General features: G+C 64.8%; 17 protein-coding genes. 10 read left to right on the top strand and 7 right to left on the bottom strand.

Annotated elements, in window-relative coordinates; genetic code table 11:
* Positions 1-31: 31 nt before the first annotated feature.
* The 3 genes from DNK59_RS14240 to DNK59_RS14250 form a co-directional block, all read right to left on the bottom strand.
* The gene (locus tag DNK59_RS14240) at positions 32-1,735 is read right to left on the bottom strand and encodes a ShlB/FhaC/HecB family hemolysin secretion/activation protein (protein ID WP_110723593.1); all 1,704 of its coding nucleotides are present in this window, start codon (positions 1,733-1,735) and stop codon (positions 32-34) included.
* A 246-nt stretch (positions 1,736-1,981) separates the two neighbouring features.
* A complete protein-coding gene (locus DNK59_RS14245; RefSeq protein WP_092319159.1) occupies positions 1,982-2,281 on the bottom strand; it encodes a PsiF family protein in 300 nt (99 codons plus the stop codon).
* Between the two features lie 71 nt (positions 2,282-2,352).
* Positions 2,353-3,141: a helix-turn-helix transcriptional regulator gene (locus tag DNK59_RS14250; RefSeq protein ID WP_110723594.1), complete on the bottom strand. Its 789-nt coding sequence runs from the start codon at positions 3,139-3,141 to the stop codon at positions 2,353-2,355.
* Positions 3,142-3,237: 96 nt separating this feature from the next.
* Here DNK59_RS14250 and DNK59_RS14255 point away from each other — a divergent pair, with 96 nt between their 5' ends.
* The gene (locus DNK59_RS14255) at positions 3,238-4,143 is read left to right on the top strand and encodes a DMT family transporter (protein ID WP_110723595.1); all 906 of its coding nucleotides are present in this window, start codon (positions 3,238-3,240) and stop codon (positions 4,141-4,143) included.
* 3 nt (positions 4,144-4,146) lie between these two features.
* Here DNK59_RS14255 and DNK59_RS14260 read toward each other — a convergent pair whose 3' ends face one another.
* The 3 genes from DNK59_RS14260 to DNK59_RS14270 all read right to left on the bottom strand — a co-directional run bounded on the left by DNK59_RS14260 (position 4,147) and on the right by DNK59_RS14270 (position 6,110).
* Entirely contained in the window at positions 4,147-5,037 is an 891-nt protein-coding gene (locus DNK59_RS14260) for a triacylglycerol lipase (protein WP_110723596.1), read from the bottom strand.
* Positions 5,038-5,156: 119 nt separating this feature from the next.
* On the bottom strand, positions 5,157-5,462 hold the full coding sequence (locus DNK59_RS14265; RefSeq protein WP_110723597.1) for a multidrug efflux SMR transporter: 306 nt from the start codon (positions 5,460-5,462) through the stop codon (positions 5,157-5,159).
* A 9-nt stretch (positions 5,463-5,471) separates the two neighbouring features.
* Positions 5,472-6,110 (bottom strand): FMN-dependent NADH-azoreductase, encoded by a 639-nt coding sequence (locus tag DNK59_RS14270; protein ID WP_092319149.1) that lies wholly within the window; start codon positions 6,108-6,110, stop codon positions 5,472-5,474.
* Positions 6,111-6,235: 125 nt separating this feature from the next.
* Between DNK59_RS14270 and DNK59_RS14275 the strand changes: the two genes are divergently transcribed.
* Complete coding sequence (locus DNK59_RS14275) at positions 6,236-7,189, top strand: LysR substrate-binding domain-containing protein (RefSeq protein ID WP_177431244.1); 954 nt, start codon at positions 6,236-6,238, stop codon at positions 7,187-7,189.
* A 112-nt stretch (positions 7,190-7,301) separates the two neighbouring features.
* The gene (locus DNK59_RS14280) at positions 7,302-7,832 is read left to right on the top strand and encodes a bacterioferritin (RefSeq protein WP_110723599.1); all 531 of its coding nucleotides are present in this window, start codon (positions 7,302-7,304) and stop codon (positions 7,830-7,832) included.
* A 66-nt stretch (positions 7,833-7,898) separates the two neighbouring features.
* Here the strand turns inward: DNK59_RS14280 and DNK59_RS14285 are convergent, their stop codons facing one another.
* Complete coding sequence (locus DNK59_RS14285; protein ID WP_110723600.1) at positions 7,899-9,974, bottom strand: AsmA family protein; 2,076 nt, start codon at positions 9,972-9,974, stop codon at positions 7,899-7,901.
* A gap of 384 nt (positions 9,975-10,358) precedes the next feature.
* Here DNK59_RS14285 and DNK59_RS14290 point away from each other — a divergent pair, with 384 nt between their 5' ends.
* The 7 genes from DNK59_RS14290 to DNK59_RS14320 all read left to right on the top strand — a co-directional run bounded on the left by DNK59_RS14290 (position 10,359) and on the right by DNK59_RS14320 (position 15,662).
* Positions 10,359-10,826, top strand: a complete 468-nt coding sequence (locus tag DNK59_RS14290) for a hypothetical protein (RefSeq protein ID WP_092319141.1) — start codon at positions 10,359-10,361, stop codon at positions 10,824-10,826.
* A 169-nt stretch (positions 10,827-10,995) separates the two neighbouring features.
* Positions 10,996-11,628 carry a TetR family transcriptional regulator gene (locus DNK59_RS14295; RefSeq protein ID WP_016967858.1) on the top strand — a complete coding sequence of 211 codons (633 nt, stop codon included), beginning with the start codon at positions 10,996-10,998 and terminating at the stop codon, positions 11,626-11,628.
* A gap of 282 nt (positions 11,629-11,910) precedes the next feature.
* Positions 11,911-12,411, top strand: a complete 501-nt coding sequence (ureE, locus tag DNK59_RS14300) for an urease accessory protein UreE (RefSeq protein ID WP_110723601.1) — start codon at positions 11,911-11,913, stop codon at positions 12,409-12,411.
* On the top strand, positions 12,408-13,082 hold the full coding sequence (locus DNK59_RS14305; RefSeq protein ID WP_110723602.1) for an urease accessory protein UreF: 675 nt from the start codon (positions 12,408-12,410) through the stop codon (positions 13,080-13,082). Before ureE ends, DNK59_RS14305 begins: the two co-directional genes overlap by 4 nt.
* A gap of 9 nt (positions 13,083-13,091) precedes the next feature.
* Positions 13,092-13,706 (top strand): urease accessory protein UreG, encoded by a 615-nt coding sequence (ureG, locus tag DNK59_RS14310; RefSeq protein WP_092319135.1) that lies wholly within the window; start codon positions 13,092-13,094, stop codon positions 13,704-13,706.
* Between the two features lie 36 nt (positions 13,707-13,742).
* Positions 13,743-14,315, top strand: a complete 573-nt coding sequence (locus DNK59_RS14315) for a HupE/UreJ family protein (protein WP_110723603.1) — start codon at positions 13,743-13,745, stop codon at positions 14,313-14,315.
* A gap of 207 nt (positions 14,316-14,522) precedes the next feature.
* Positions 14,523-15,662, top strand: coding sequence for an AGE family epimerase/isomerase (locus tag DNK59_RS14320; RefSeq protein ID WP_110723604.1), 1,140 nt, complete (start codon positions 14,523-14,525; stop codon positions 15,660-15,662).
* Positions 15,663-15,702: the final 40 nt, after the last annotated feature.

Consider the following 15,702-nt stretch of genomic DNA (forward strand, 5'->3'; position numbering starts at 1 on the left):
GAATCATCCATTGAATAACGTGGCGGGCGAGTCAGAAGAACAGGTCGACCCGGAAGTACACCGGGTGCTCTCGCCTCTCGATAATTGCCGGCCGCTCCAGGGAGCGCGCGAAGCTGACGGATGCGGCCAGGTACTGGCCGCGGGCATTGAATTCCAGGGCATTGCCGCTCATGCGCCCCTTGGCGTCATGGTTGTAGCGATCGGCCTTGATCACCCCGACGTCATAGGCAAAGGCCATGCCGTATTCCTGAACAAAGGGTTGCAGCGCCGGCCAGGTCACCGCGCGGCGCCAGCGCAGCTGGTTACGCCAATAACCGCCGCTGTTGCCGGACAGGGTCTGGTCCTGGAAGCCGCGCACCGAATTGAGCCCGCCGAGGCTGATGCGCTGCGGGCTGAAGAGCACATCCTCACTGCGCTGGCCAGTGGCCAGGCTGTCGAAGCTGAAGTTCTCGTCCCACAGCCGAAAGGGCTGCAGGTAGCTGAGGGTCAGGCTGTATTTGTTGTAACGGGCCACGGGCTCACTGCCATGGGGATTGCCGCGGCCCTGGGCGTCGAGGGCACCGATGCCCTGCTGCCAGCCGATATCGGCGTTGACCAGGGCATTGCCGATGCGCCGCCCGTGGTTGAAACCCAGCTGGCTTTCGGTGATGCGGTTACTGGAGACATCGATCAGGTTGTCGTCGATGTAGTTGCGTGTGCGCAGCTGGCTCAGGCCCAGGCTCATGCCGGTCTTGCTCAGGTTGTCGCGGTGCAGTACCCGTTCGGCACGCAACTGCTGGTTGGTGCTGTCACCATCCATGGCGAAGTTGAAGCCGGTGCTGTCATTGCGGGTGCGGTAGTAGCTCTGGCTGTAGGAATAACTGACGGTCCACCAGCCCCAGGGCAGGCTGTAGTACAGGCTCTGATTGTCGGAATGGCGCCAGCGGTCGCTGACCGTATCCTGGTTGGCCCGCAGGCTGAGCTGATCCGCCAGGCCCAGGGGGCTGTCCCAGTCCAGGCCAAGGCCGGCCTGCTGTTCACCGGTGCTCTTGTCGCCGCCGTTGTTGCGGGTGGCCGTCACCCGCCAGGGTTTCAGGCGCTGGCCCTTGAGGCCGACGCGGCTGTCGCCCAGTTTCTCCCCCGGGGCCAGCTCCAGTTCGACCTGGCGCGAAGGCAGGCGGCTCAACTGGTCCACCAGTTGCTCCAGTTCCCGCAGATTGAGCACCTCGCCGGTGGTGCCGGGAAAGCTCATGGCCAGTTCCCGGGAGCTGGCCAGGGCCGAGCTGTCCAGGCTTTCCAGGCGGCCTTCGACCACCACGATGGTCAGCTCCCCCGCGGCCAGTTCCTGGGCCGGCAGGTAGGCACGGGTGGTGACATAGCCCTGCTGCAGGTAGTGGTGGGTGATGGCCTTGAGCAGGGTATTGATCTGCGCCACCGACAGGCACTGATCGCGATAGGGCGCCACCAGGCGTTCGCGGTCGGCGGCGCTCAGGTGGTCGGCACCCTTGAGCGTCACGGTCCTGATGGTGAAACAGCGCTGCTCCCCCGGTTGCGGGGCAGGCTCGGTGGGCAAGGTCTTGCCGGGGAGTTGCTGGAGTTCGTCGAGACGCTTCTGCTGCTCTTGCAGCAACTGCTGTTGGCGATCACGGATCAAGTCGCGATCACCCGGCGTCTGCAACGGCGCGGCGCCGAGGGCCAATGACGCGGATAAAGCACAAAACGCTACTACAGGCCTGAACAAGCCAAAACGCGACATGCCTTTCATTCCCTGAAATCACGCACACCGGCAAACCGAACGTACGCGAGGTGCATCCCGGCACCTGTTTTCGAAGGGAATAAAGTGTAAATGTAAAAAAATTTACATAATAAAAAAGCGACGAACGGTAAAAATAGGATTTATCTCATTGAAAAATAATGAGTTACGTGATCCACAAAATCCAGAATAGCCGATGCAAGCCAAGGTTCGGTCACAGATTCGATACCTTGGCCCGCCGACAGAGGCCTATTTCTTCTTCAGACAATCACTCATGAACGCCTTGCGCGCATCGCCCTTGAGGGCCTTGGCAGTGGCGTCGGCGTTACAGGTCTTCATTCTTTCCTGAGGCGTGGAAGGGGTAGTGGCGGCAGCCGGGGCGGCCTTGAGGCAGGTGCTCATGAAGGCTTTGCGCTCATCGCCCTTGAGGCTCTTGGCGGTGGCTTCGGCGTTACAGCTGGTCATCTTGTTCTGCTGGGCGGTGGCGGCAAACCCCTGGGAGCACAGCAGCAGGCCCACCATCAACAACGGAATACGCAACATCTTCATGGAGTTTTCTCCTTGTCACCGCGCCGACGGGCACGGCCTCCTGCGCAGTGTAGACAAAGCCTGTTACACCTTCATCTGTTCTGCAGGCCGGCCCGGCGGTATTGCTCGGGGGTGCAACCGGCCTGGCGCTGGAACATCGCGATAAAAGCCGAGGCGCTGCTATAGCCCATGTCGAAGGCGATTTCCTGGATGCTGCGCGAGCTGTCCAGGGCCTCGATGGACGCCAGGAAACGCTGGCGCTGGCGCCATTCGCCAAAGCTCATGCCCAGCTCGCGAACGAACTGCCGGGCCAGGGTCCGTTCGCTGACATGGGCCTGCTGCGCCCAGTGGGCCAGGGGCTGGTGGTTGCCCGGATCGGCCTGCAGGGCCTGGAGCACTCGCAGCAGCTCGGGGTGGCGGGCATAGGGCAGGTAACAGTTATGCACCGGGGCCTGGCGCAGTTGGTCCAGCGCCACCTGGGCCAGGCGCTGGTCGGCCTCGCCCTCGGGGATCTGCACGTCCCGGGCGGCGAAGTCCTTGAGGATTGCCTTGAGAATTTCGCTGATGGCCAGGGTGCTGCCCTGCCGTGGCAGCTCCGCGCACAGTTCCGGCGCCAGCAGCACCGCCCGGTAGTTGATCGGCTGGGAAGTGTAGAAGCTGTGGGGCGTCTGCGGCGGCACCCAGACCGCGTATTGCGGTGGCGACATGAAGCGCTGGCCAGCGATCTCCATGTGCATCACGCCGTGGGCCGAATACTCCAGGCAGCCCCAGGAATGGCGGTGCTCCAGCGCATGGCTGTGGGCGGCGAAGTCGGCATAGCGAAAGTACACCGGCGCGGGGAGCCCGTGGAAATCCAGAAGGTCGATGTGTTTTTTGCTCATGCTGTCCGGAAGTCGGGGCGGGTTGTCCGGTTCGCAGTATAGGCGTTGATCCGGACAGGCGGATAATCGGCCCTCACACATTTTCTGGTTGTTTGCATGCAATACGCTTATCCCCTGCTGGCCATCTTTATCTGGGCCGGCAACACCGTGGTCAACAAACTCGCCGTGGGCGCGATCTTCCCCGCGGAGATCGGTTTCTATCGCTGGTTGCTGGCCGGCCTGCTGTTCACTCCGTTCATGCTCAAGCCGGTGATCGAGCACTGGCCGGTGATCCGTCCCAACCTGTGGCGCATCGCCATTCTCGGCATCCTGGGCATGGCGGTGTATCAGAGCCTGGCCTACTTCGCCGCCAGCCTGACCTCGGCCACCAACATGGGCATCATTCTGTCGCTGATGCCGCTGATGTCCCTGGCCATGGCCATCGCCGCCCTGGGCCAGCGGCTGACCGCCGGGGCCCTGGTGGGCGCGGTGCTGTCGTTTGCCGGGGTGCTGATGGTGGTGTCCTCCGGCAGCCTGGCGGCGCTGCTGCAGCACGGGGTCAACCTGGGTGACGCGATGATGCTGGTGGCCACCCTGGCCTACGCGGTTTACAGCACCCTGCTGAAAAAATGGCAGCTGCGCCTGCCACCGCTGGTGCTGCTGTACCTGCAGGTGCTGGTGGCGGTGGTGGTATTGCTGCCGCTGTTCCTGGCTTCGCCAAAAGTCGGGCCGACCCTGCAGAACATTCCCCTGGTGCTCTATGCCTGCCTGCTGGCCTCGATGCTCGCGCCCCTGGCCTGGATGCAGGCGGTGGTGCGCCTGGGGCCGAGCCGGACCACGCTGTTCTTCAACCTCTTGCCGTTGATCACGGCGCTGATCGCCGCCGTGGTGCTACATGAACAACTGGCCTGGTTTCATCTGGTGGGTGGCGTGCTGACCTTGGCCGGGGTGGTGCTGTCGGAGCGCTGGACCACCGTGCTGCGGCCGTTCGCCGGCAAGCCGGCGCCTGCGGGGCAAGGCTGAAGGTCAGAGGCCGGCGGCCTTGAGGCGCTGGGCGTGTTCGACGAACAGGCGGATCGGCTCCGCACCCTTGCCCACCAGGCCCAGGGACTGGTTGACGATATCGAAGTGATCCAGGGGGTAGTCGTCGCCGATGACCTGCCCCAGGTGCGAGCTGTAGCGCCCCACCATGCCGTCGCACTGGCCGGCTTCGCGGACGAAGGTCCGGGCGAACAGGCGGCAGCTGCGGCTGGTGCCGTCGAACAGATTGCGTCCGCGATTGGTCTTGCCCGGCTGCAAGGTGCCGGACCAGGAGTAGTAGCGCACGCCGTCGACCTGTCCCGGACCCTGGCCACCCCAGGTCGTCGGTAGCCCCTGGGGATATTGGCGGTTGAACAGGGCCACGCCCGCGGTGGTCAGCGACTGGTGCGAGGCGTGCATATCCACCGGCAGCTTCGGCCCGCGATAGCCGGTTTCCAGCAGCGTCATCAGGGCCGCGATACCCCGCAACAACGCACTCAGAATGCGCCCCTTGAAGCTGTGGGCCGGGGAATGCCGTGCCAGGTAGTCCGCCAGTTCGGAACCGTGGTTGGGCCCTGCCACCGAAGTCACCGAAGCCACCCAGTCCGGACGCTTGGCGGCGGCGTAGCGCGCGGTGAGCGCGCCCTGGCTGTGGCCGATCAGGTTGACCCGGGCGGCGCCGGTTTCGGCCATGATCCGCTGGACCTGGGTCAGCAGTTGTTCGCCGCGCACCTCGCTGGAGTTGAGCGGCGACACTTGCACCGCATACACCCGGGCCCCGCCCCGGCGCAGGGCCGGGATGATCCCGTACCAGTAGGGGTACAGCAGCAGGCGGACAAAACCGAGCATGCCGGGGACCAGTACCAGGGGGTAACGCGTGGCAAGCTCTTGGGACATGCGGCGACATCCTTGTGCAAAGGCGGCGGGACTGGCTGAAAACTAGACCATAACCCGGGCCATCGCAGCCTCCATGACGCTTTGGCGACAATCTGATGACAGCCCTTGCCCCCGTCCGGCTACTTGAGCCCGATCACTCCCGCCACGATCAGCCCCACCGACACCAGCTTGACCGCGGTCAGGCTTTCTCCCAGCAGCAGGCAACCCAGCAACACCGTGCCCAGGGAACCGATGGCGGTCCAGATCGGGTAGGCCACGCTCACCGGCAACTCGCGCATGGCCAGGGTCAGAAAGTAGATGCCACCCACCGCCGCGACCACCGTCAGCAGCGATGGCCAGGGCCGGGTAAAGCCTTCGGCATACTTCATGGCCATGGCGAACGTGACCTCGAAGGCCGCCGCCAGCAGCAGGAATATCCAGGCCATGGCGCCACCTCAGAACGTGCGTGCCAGGGCCTGCAGGTGCTGCTGGGCCTCGGCACAGGACTGCTGGAAACGCTCGGGCACCGACTCCTCGCCTTCTGCCGCGACCACGGTCACATCCTCGATACCGATGAATCCCAAGGCCGTGCGCAACCAGCGGTCGGCGTGGTTCAGCGCTTCGTGCTCGCCCCCGGGACCGAAGCCGCCACCGCCACGGCTGGTGACGATCAGTACCTTCTTGCCCTGCACCAGGGGCTGGTACTGGGCCACGCCGTTGTCCAGCAGGGTGTTGAAGGTCAGCCCCAGGCGCACGATGTGATCGACCCAGGCCTTGATCCCGCTGGGCACGCTGAAGTTGTACATGGGCGCGGAAATCACCAGGCGCCGATGCTCCAGCAACTCGCCCACCAGTTCGTCGCTCAAGGCCAGGTCGGCCTGCATCGACAGCGGCCGCGCCTCGGGCTGTGGATAAAACGCCGCGGCGATAAAGGCCTCGCTGACGTGGGGCAGGGAACCGCGCCCGACTTCCCGGCGCACAAGCCTGCCCAGGGGATTGGCCCCTTGCCAGGCCTGAAGAAACTCTTCGGCCAAACGCCGGCTATGGGAACGCTCGCCCCGTGGGCTACCGTGAATGACAAGAATTGAACTCATCTTGATACTCTCCTGCGGATTGATTGCAATGGCCTTTAATGGCCGATTACTCCGCAACAAATCTAGAATCACCGGGTTTTCAGCACAAATGAGCAAAAGTTCTCTCAGATGAATCCAGCTCACCCATGGAGCCAGACATGTTCGCCCATCTGCCCCTCACCGCCCTGCGTACCTTCGAATCCGCCGCGCGCCTGCTGAGCTTCAAGGCCGCCGCCGAGGACCTGTCGGTGACGCCCACCGCGGTGTCCCACCAGATCCGCAGCCTGGAGCACTGGCTGGGAGTGCCGCTGTTCCAGCGCCTGCCGCGCCAGGTGCGCTTGACCGAAGCCGGCGAACGGCTGTTCCACAGCCTGCATGGCGCCCTGCTGGAGGTGACTCAGAGTGTCGATAGCCTGCGCCCCAGCCCCAGCGCCACCCAGTTGACGGTTTCCACCACCGCCGCCTTCGCCGCCCTGTGGCTGGTGCCGCGCCTGGGGCGCTTCTACACCCGGCACCCGCGCATCAACCTGCGCCTGGATACCCGCAGCGAAGTGGTAGACCTGCAGCAGGACGCCAGCATCGACGTGGCGATCCGCTATAGCCAGGGTGACTACCCAAACCTCCATGGCCTGTGTCTGTTCGATGAGCGTTTCGCGGTCTATGGCGCGCCCCGGCAAGTGGCCCTCGCGCACCAGCAGCGACCGCCGCTGATCAGCGTGCATTGGCGCAACTCGCGGCTTTACGCCGACGGCTGGCAGGCCTGGTGCACCCTGGCCGGCGAACAATGGCTCGACGACCCGGCACTGATCCGCTCCTACGACGAAGAGCAATACGCCCTGCAAGCCGCCATCGCCGGCCAGGGCCTGGTGCTGGCGAGCAACATCCTGGTGTCCCAGAGCGTGGCCAGCGGCCTGCTGCAACCCTATCGCCCGCAGGTCCAAGTGGACGGTGCCGGCTACAGCGCCCTGTGCGTGCCGGGCCGTGAACGCCACCCGCCGGTGAAAGCCTTCCTCCAGTGGCTACAAGAGGAATCGCTGCGGGACGGGCATCCGCCCCTGGCGCGCGGCGGCGCACCCGGCCGCTCACCCAGCGCGGACTGAAGGCGCGGGCATATCCGATAAAACTTTTTGCCGCCCCCGGGACTCACACCCCCTGTAGCGATCAGGTCGGCAGAGCCTGACGCCAAACGGATTAGCCCCCCAGGAGATCGACATGAGCGACAAGCATTTATCCGATGTGCAAAGCCTGCGGCAGCGGGCCCGCCAACACGTGGAAAACGGCGCCGTGACCGAAGGCTACAACGCCGACCGCGAGCAGGTGCTGCGCCTGCTCAACGAGTCGCTGGCCACCGAACTGGTGTGCGTCCTGCGCTACAAGCGCCACTACTTCATGGCCACCGGCCTCAAGGCCAGCGTGGCGGCCGAGGAGTTTCTCGAACATGCAACCCAGGAAGCCGAACACGCCGACAAACTGGCCGAGCGCATCGTCCAGCTCGGCGGCGAACCGGAGTTCAATCCGGACCTGCTGTCCAAGCACTCCCACGCCCAGTACGTGGCCGGCAACAACCTGAAGGAAATGGTCTACGAGGACCTAGTGGCCGAGCGGATCGCCATCGACAGCTACCGCGAGATCATCCAGTACATCGGCGACAAGGATCCCACCACCCGCCGCCTGTTCGAAGAGATCCTGGCCCAGGAAGAAGAACACGCCGACGACATGGCCGATATCCTCAACGACCTGTAGCGCCACCCTCTCGGCCCGCCTCTACCTCCGGTAGGAGCGGGCTCGCCCGCAAAGTTCCTCTGCCGCTTACTTGCTCGGCTTCACCGTCACCGGTGCCTTGCCCGAGCGCATCTGCTGCAGCAACGGCGCGCACTGATTGGGCTCGTCGCCGCTGGGCGCCACCAGCGCCAGCAGCCCCGCCGCCGGCCCGGCAATCACCCCCAGCGCCACCATCCCGGCCCCGCGCAGCGCCAGCGGCACGGCCTTGACCCCGGCGCTGGGCTTGCTGAACTTGCCCTGCACATACAGCGGTGAACGCAGGGAGAACAGGCGCAGCCCCTTGGATTGCGGGGTGATGGTCAGGTCCAGCTGCTCGCTGGCCAGGTTGGCGGTGCCATCGATGTAGATGATGGCGTTCTCGGTGTCGAAGACGAACAGCCGGGAACTGGCCAGCCCGCTCTTGATGCCGAAGTCGGCGGCGGCACAATTGATCTTCACTTCCTTGTCGCCAAACATCTTGCCGACGACGTAGTTGCCCACGTTGAGTCCGGCGATTTCCATCAGGCTGCGGCTGATGGCGCCGTCGTTGATCAGCATCTTCAGGTCACCGTTGGCGCTGCCCAGCAAGGCCGCCACCGAGTTGCCGCGGCCGGCGATGTCGGCATCGCCGTTGAGCTCGCCGAAACTGGTCTTCATCGGTTCGAACCCTGGGAACAGTTGCTTGAGCTTGAAGTTGCGCGCGGTCAGCTTGGCCCGGCCTTCCAGCGGCGTGGCCTGCCCGTTGAGGCGCACCTGAGCATCCAGCCGGCCGCCGGCCACGCCGAAGCGCAGAGGCTCCAGGCTCAACTGGCCGTCATTGAGCACCAGGTGGGTGTAGAGATCGGTGAACGGCAGATCGGCGCTGTGGACGATGCGCTTGCCGGTGAACTCCACATCGGCGTCCATATCGCCCCAGCGCTCGGTGCGAAACTCCTCCACCGGCAGCACCTTGTCCGCCGGCTGCTTGCTTTCGCCGCCCCGGGCCTTCTGCGCGGAGTTGGAATCGGCACCGATCAGCGGCGCCAGGTCGCTCATCAGCAACTGGTTGGAAACCAGCGCCCCGCTGAGCTTGGGCCGCGGCTGACTGGCCACGTAGGTCAGGTTGCCATGGATATCGCTGTCGCCGATCTTGCCGTTGAAATCCTGGTAACTGAAGGTCGCGCCTGCCGGGTCGCGCAGTTTGGCAGTCAGGCGGCCATCGGTGGCATAGGGCGGCGAATCCGGCAGGGTCACGCCGGTCAGCGGATAGAGGTTGCCCAGGCTGGTGCCCGCCAGTTTCAGGCGCAGGTCCAGGGCGCCAAGGTTCAGCGGATCGGTGAGACTGCCGCGCAACTCCACCTGGGTCGCGCCGATCTGCGCCTGGGCCTGCAAAGGAAACGGCTTGCGGCCGTCCTGCAGGGCCAGCAGCCCGCCGATCTTGCCGGTGCCGGCGAGCTTCTGTCCGTGGTACTGGCCCTTGACCTTGAGGGCGAACGCATAGGCCTGAGGCTCGGCGCCTTTGGCAGTGACCTTCTGCGCCTCGCTGTCACCGACGATATCGCTGAACGGAATGGGCTTGCCGAGCAACTCCACTTGCAGGTCGAGCTGGGTGTTCAGGGTCTGGTCGTCCAGGGTCACGTGGCCCTTGTCGAAACCGATGGCGCCGATATCCAGCGTCCAGCTGGAAGGCTCGGCCTCAGGGTCTTTGGGGTCGAACTTGAAGGTCCAGTTGGCGCGACCGTCCGCCAGCCGCTGCAGGGCCGCGTCGGGCTCGGTGAGATCGATACGCGGGATGCTGAGCCGCCGCGCCAGCAGGGCCAGGGGCGATATGCGCAGCTCGACCTGTTTGAGGCCGACCATCTGCGGCGCCTTGGACCAGTCCGGATTGCCCAGGGTCAGGTCCTGGGCCACCACGTGAGGCCAGGGCACCCAGGCGCGCCAGCCGCCTTCCTCAGGTTCCCGGTGCCAGGCCACCGACAAGTCGCCATTGATCGCGAACGGCCGGTGCAACTCCTCGGACACCTTGGCGTTGAGGGTGGGCTTGATCCGGTTCCAGTCGAAGCAGGCAATCACCAGCACCAGCAAGGCCAGTAGCAGGATCAGACCACAGACGGTCCAGGCGAGAATTTTACGAGTGCGCGGCATTGCACGAGGCTCCTGAAAACAGCTGAGCGCCAAATCACGACGCATCGGTGAAATGCCGGAGGAGAATCCCCGGCCATGAAAACTACGACTGATAAAGCCCACACAGGTTTAATCCGGGTGCCGGGCCAGGCGAAAAAAACCGATTTCCTGATCGATCGGACAGCAAGGTGTTACCTCGCCCTGCCCTGCCGCGAGGCATGAGTGAGTCGAAAATACCCACGTCGGTGCAAACGCAATAGGCGCAAAGGCCCGGGCTAGAGCCTCGCGGGCAAACAATCAATTTCGTTGATTATTACCATTGTGGTTATGAACTTTTATATCGAAATAGCGGCGGTAACATTAGCTCCGTACCCAATTTATCGCCCTGCCAAGGAGCAACCCATCATGAAACGCCACATCTTACTGAGCCTGACCCTGTCCATCCTGGCCGCCAACGCCTTCGCCCTGCCTGCCGCCGAACAAGCCACTCCGCAGGTCAAGGCCAGCCACAGTGTGTTCAGCCAAACCCTGGCTGAAGGCGGTTCGGATCGCCTGATCGAACGCAACAAAGTCGCTGCCGACGGTTATGAGCGCACTCCACAAGGCCAGAGCGTCGCTGAAGACGGCTATGATCGCACCCCTCAGGGCCAGAACGTTGCCGAAGATGGTTACAACCGTACTCCACAAGGTCAGAACGTCGCTGAAGATGGCTACGATCGCACCCCACAAGGTCAAACCGTTGCCGAAGGCGGCCGTGATCGCCTGGAAGAGAAAGGTCTGGTGCAAGACGGCTACAGCCGCACCCCTCAAGGCCAGACCGTTGCCGAAGGCGGTGCCGATCGCCTGGCCGAACGTCATCAAGCAGCGAGCTGAGGCCATGCTGGCCCTCGAAAAAAGCCCGATCCCTGGATCGGGCTTTGGCTTTTATGGAATCCCGTTGTCACCCCCTGCCTTCCCTGTCCTCGCCTGACGCAGGTTCGACGCCGGCAAAGTTGATTTGCTAGAGTGCGCCGCTCCTCTTGAGCAAAGAAATAACCCGCCGATGCTGCCCCGCGCCGAACAGAAGCAACAGACCCGTAATGCCTTGATGGATGCCGCCCGGCATCTGATGGAGTGTGGTCGTGGTTTCGGCAGCCTGAGCCTGCGGGAAGTGGCGAAAGCCGCCGGTATCGTGCCCACCGGTTTCTATCGGCACTTCAGCGACATGGACCAGTTGGGCCTGGAACTGGTCAGCGAGGTCGGCCAGACCTTTCGCGAAACCATCCGCCTGGTGCGCCACAACGAATTTGTCATGGGCGGGATCATCGACGCCTCGGTGCGGATCTTCCTCGATGTGGTGGAAGCCAAGCGCGCGCAGTTCCTGTTTCTCGCCCGCGAGCAATACGGCGGCTCGCTGCCGGTACGCCAGGCCATTGCCAGCCTGCGGGAGAACATCAGCTCCGACCTGGCGGCCGACCTGACCCTGATGCCCAAGCTGCAGCACCTCAATGCCGCCGATCTCGGGGTGATGGCCGACCTGATCGTCAAGAGCGTGTTCGCCACCCTGCCGGACATCATCGATCCGCCGGCTCAGGCCCTGCCCGAGCACCTCACGCCCCAGGCCAAGATCACCCAGCAACTGCGCTTCATCTTCATCGGCCTGAAACACTGGCAAGGCCTGGGCAGCACCGAGTAACACAGCCTTCCCCTACTCCTCTCTCAATAGGCGGCCACGCTCTGGATCGCGCGTTTGCGCCTGCTCGTCCGACCGGCACCGGATTGCAGCAAAAATATTTCCGGCGCACCAACTCGGTGCTATAAATCAGCACAGTGCGCCATTTTGTAACAAGATAAAACAGGGTTTTGCCCCTTTTTCACGCGCAGTTCCGGTGTCGACAAAGGGGTTTTCCTCTCCTCCGAGCGATTGGCAAGGCCCTTGCTCTGGCTTGTGCATCGCTCATAGCTGGAAGCTCCCCCGATGCTGGTGATCCACCGCAGAACCGCCCCCCAAAACGCCTGGTCCGCCGAGCTGCACCTGACTTACGAGGCCCGCAGCAAAAGCCGCCTGCGCTGTTTCAGTGCCGAGGGCGAAGACGTCGGCCTGTTTCTCGAGCGTGGCCAGCCGCCGCTGCACGACGGCGAGTTCCTGGAAGCCGAGGACGGGCGAATCGTCAAAGTCTGCGCCCGCCCGGAAACCCTGCTGCACGTCACCTGCCGCAATGCCTTCGAACTGACCCGCGCCGCCTATCACCTGGGCAACCGCCACGTGGCCCTGCAAGTAGGCGACGGCTGGCTGCGCCTGCTCGATGACTACGTGCTCAAGGCCATGCTCGAACAGCTGGGAGCCAGCACCGCCACCATCGAGGCACCGTTCCAGCCCGAGCACGGCGCCTATGGCGGCGGCCACCATCATTCGCGCCATGGCGATGAAGACTTCAACTATCCACCACGCCTGCACCAGTTCGGCGCCCGTCCATGAACCCGGCCTGGGCCCTGTTGCGCCTGGCCAGCCCGCAGTTGCCGATTGGCGGCTACAGCTATTCCCAGGGCCTGGAAATGGCCGTGGAACAGCAGCGCGTGCATGACCCGGACAGCGCCCGCCGCTGGATCGGCGACCAACTGCTGCTGAACCTGGCGCGCTTCGAAGCACCGCTGTTGCTGGCCCACTGCCAAGCCGCCGCCGAGCAGGACTGGGGCCGCTTGCAGCAACTGTGCGAAGCACACCGGGCCAGCCGCGAAACCCGCGAGCTGTACCAGGAAAGCCGGCAGATGGGCTATTCCCTCAAGCAACTGCTGGAAGGCCTGCCGGAACTCGACGCTGGCGCCCGGGAGCTGCTGGCACACCAGGAAGAACCGCACCTGGCCCTGGGCTGGGCCCTGGCCGCCCGCGCCTGGAACATCAGCCCCGCCGATGCCCTGGCCGCCTGGCTCTGGAGCTGGCTGGAAAATCAGCTGGCGGTGCTGATGAAGACCCTGCCCCTGGGCCAGCAAGCCGCACAACGCCTGACCAGCGAACTGCTGCCGTTGTTGCAACAGGCCCAGCATCACGCCGCGAACCTTGACCCCAACCAACATGGCAGTGCCGCTTTCGGCCTGTCCCTGGCGAGCATGGCCCACGAGCGCCAATACAGCCGCCTGTTTCGTTCCTAGGAGAAACTCATGAACGCACAACCTCTGCGTGTCGGCATCGGCGGCCCGGTGGGCTCCGGCAAAACCGCCCTGACCCTGGCCCTGTGCCTGGCCCTGCGCGAACGCTACAACCTGGCGGTGGTGACCAACGACATCTACACCCGCGAGGATGCCGACTTCCTGGTGCGCAACCAGGCCCTGGCCCCGGAGCGGATCATCGGCGTGGAAACCGGCGGCTGCCCGCACACCGCGATTCGCGAAGACGCCTCGATCAACCTGGAGGCGGTGGACCAGTTGAACCGGCGCTTTCCCGGGCTCGACCTGATCCTGGTGGAATCCGGCGGCGACAACCTCTCGGCCACCTTCAGCCCGGAACTGTCGGACCTGACCATCTACGTGATCGACGTTTCCGCCGGCGACAAGCTGCCGCGCAAGGGCGGCCCGGGGATCTGCAAGTCCGACCTGCTGGTGATCAACAAGATCGACCTGGCGCCACTGGTGGGCGCCTCCCTGGAGATGATGAACAGCGACACCCAGCGCATGCGCGGCGGCAAGCCGTTCGTCTTCAGCAACCAGAAAACCGGCCAGGGCCTGCAAGACATCATCGCCTTCATCGAACGCCAGGGCCTGCTGACCGCGGCCTGATCCCCTATTCCAATCCGCTGAACAAGGAAGCCACCCATGACCTTAAAATCCATCCTCGGGGCCCTGGCCCTGCTGCTGACCCCGGCCCTGGCCTTCGCCCATCCGGGCCACGGCGACAACGGCCTGCTGGCCGGCATCAGCCACCCCATCGGCGGCCTCGACCACCTGCTGGCCATGGTCGCCGTCGGCCTATGGGCGGCCCAGCAGCAAGGCGCGGCGCGCTGGGCGCTGCCCTGCACCTTCGTCGGCACCATGCTCATTGGTGGCCTGCTGGGTTTTGAAGGCTTGAACCTGCCGGCCCTGGAGAACGGCATCGCCGCGTCGGTCCTGGCCCTGGGCCTGGCCGTGGCCCTGGCCGTGCGTCCGCCGCTGAGCCTGGCGCTCGCCGCCACCGCGCTGTTTGCCCTGTTCCACGGCGTGGCCCACGGCCTGGAGCTGCCGGACATGTCCAGCCCCTGGACCTACGCCGCCGGTTTTGTCGCGGCCACCGCGGCCCTGCATGCCGCCGGTTATGCCGTGGTGCGGGTACTGCCGCAGGCGGCGGCGCCGCTGGTGCGCGTGGCCGGTGCGGCATCGGCCGCCACAGGCGTGTGGTTGCTGGCGGGCTGAGCTAGGCGCTCTGCTGCCGGCGAAGGCGGTCTTGCGGGGTTCGTTCGCTGGCAAGCCAGCTCCTACGAGGCTGTGGTGATCTTTCGGATGCCTTCGCTGGCGGCAAGCCAGCGCCTTCCAGGCTGTCGTGCTCGGCGGGCGAGCCGCCTTGCGGGGCTTCTCTGGTAACATGTTGCGCACTCAAATCTGCCGTGACGACGCCAGCCAATGCCCGATGTATCCCGCTCCGCCTCCTCGCCTGAATCGCACGCGCTGTTCAAAGCCGTACAGCAGCATTTCCACCAGGTGATAGTGCCGCTGTGGCAAGGCCCGGGCTGGAATCCGCAACTGGCCCTGCCGTTCGAGGCGCTGGATGCCGAGCAGCGGCCGCTGCCGCCGCAGCGCTACCGGGCCATGGCCTGCGCCCGCCAGTTGTATTTGTTCTCCCAATTGATCGGCGATGCCGCCGCGCCCTTTGCCGAAGAGCGTGCCGCCGCACTGTTCCGCTCGTTGCAGCGGCACTTCCACGATGCCGAGCACGGTGGCTGGTTCTACAGCATCGATGCCGACGGCGCGCCGCTGGATCGGCGCAAGGACCTCTACACCCACGCGTTCATTCTCTTCGCCTGTGCCCACTACTGGGCCAAGGTCCGCGAACCGCTGGTGGAGTCGGTGCTCAACGCCGCCCTGGAAGTAGTGGCCCAGCGCTTTGCCCGGGGCGACGGCCTCTACGAAGCCAGCCTCGACCAGGACTGGTCGAGGCTGGGCTGTGGCCCGCTGCAGAATCCGCTGATGCACCTGGCCGAAGCCTTCCTCGCCACCCTTGAGGTGCGCGAGGACCAGGCGGTGCAAGATGCGCTGCTGAAGTTGTGCCAGGCCATGCAGCAGCACTTCATCGAGCCTCAGCAGGGGGTGATGCTGGAAAAACCGCTAGGGGCTGTGGATAACTGGTTCGAGCCCGGGCACCAGTTCGAGTGGTACTTCCTCCTCGCCTCGTCCCCCCTGCTGCGCGGCAGCGCGCTGCACCAGTCGCTGGAGCGGGCTTTCGCCTTCACCGAGCAGCTTGGCGTAGCGCCGGACAGCGGCGCCGTCTGCGCCATGCTCGAACTGCAGCCCCAGGCCGGTGTCAAGGACGCCACCCAGCGCATCTGGGCCCAGGCCGAATACCTTCGCGCCCTGACCTTGCGTCCGGACGGACAGGCCACCCTGCTACGCCAGCTCCAGGCGCTGCAAGCGCATTTCCTGCATGCCCGGGGCTGGAATGAGTGCCTCGATAGCCAGGGCACGGTCAGCCGGCGGGACATGCCGTCCACCACGCCCTACCACCTGGCCACCTGCTATCGCGGGCTGGCGGACTATTTCGCCTGACGCCTTGCGCCTGTAGGAGCGGGCTTGCCCGCGAAGCAGG

Origin of the sequence: Pseudomonas sp. TKO26 (genome assembly GCF_003225665.1) — a bacterium.
In the GTDB taxonomy this organism is placed as follows: domain Bacteria; phylum Pseudomonadota; class Gammaproteobacteria; order Pseudomonadales; family Pseudomonadaceae; genus Aquipseudomonas; species Aquipseudomonas saponiphila.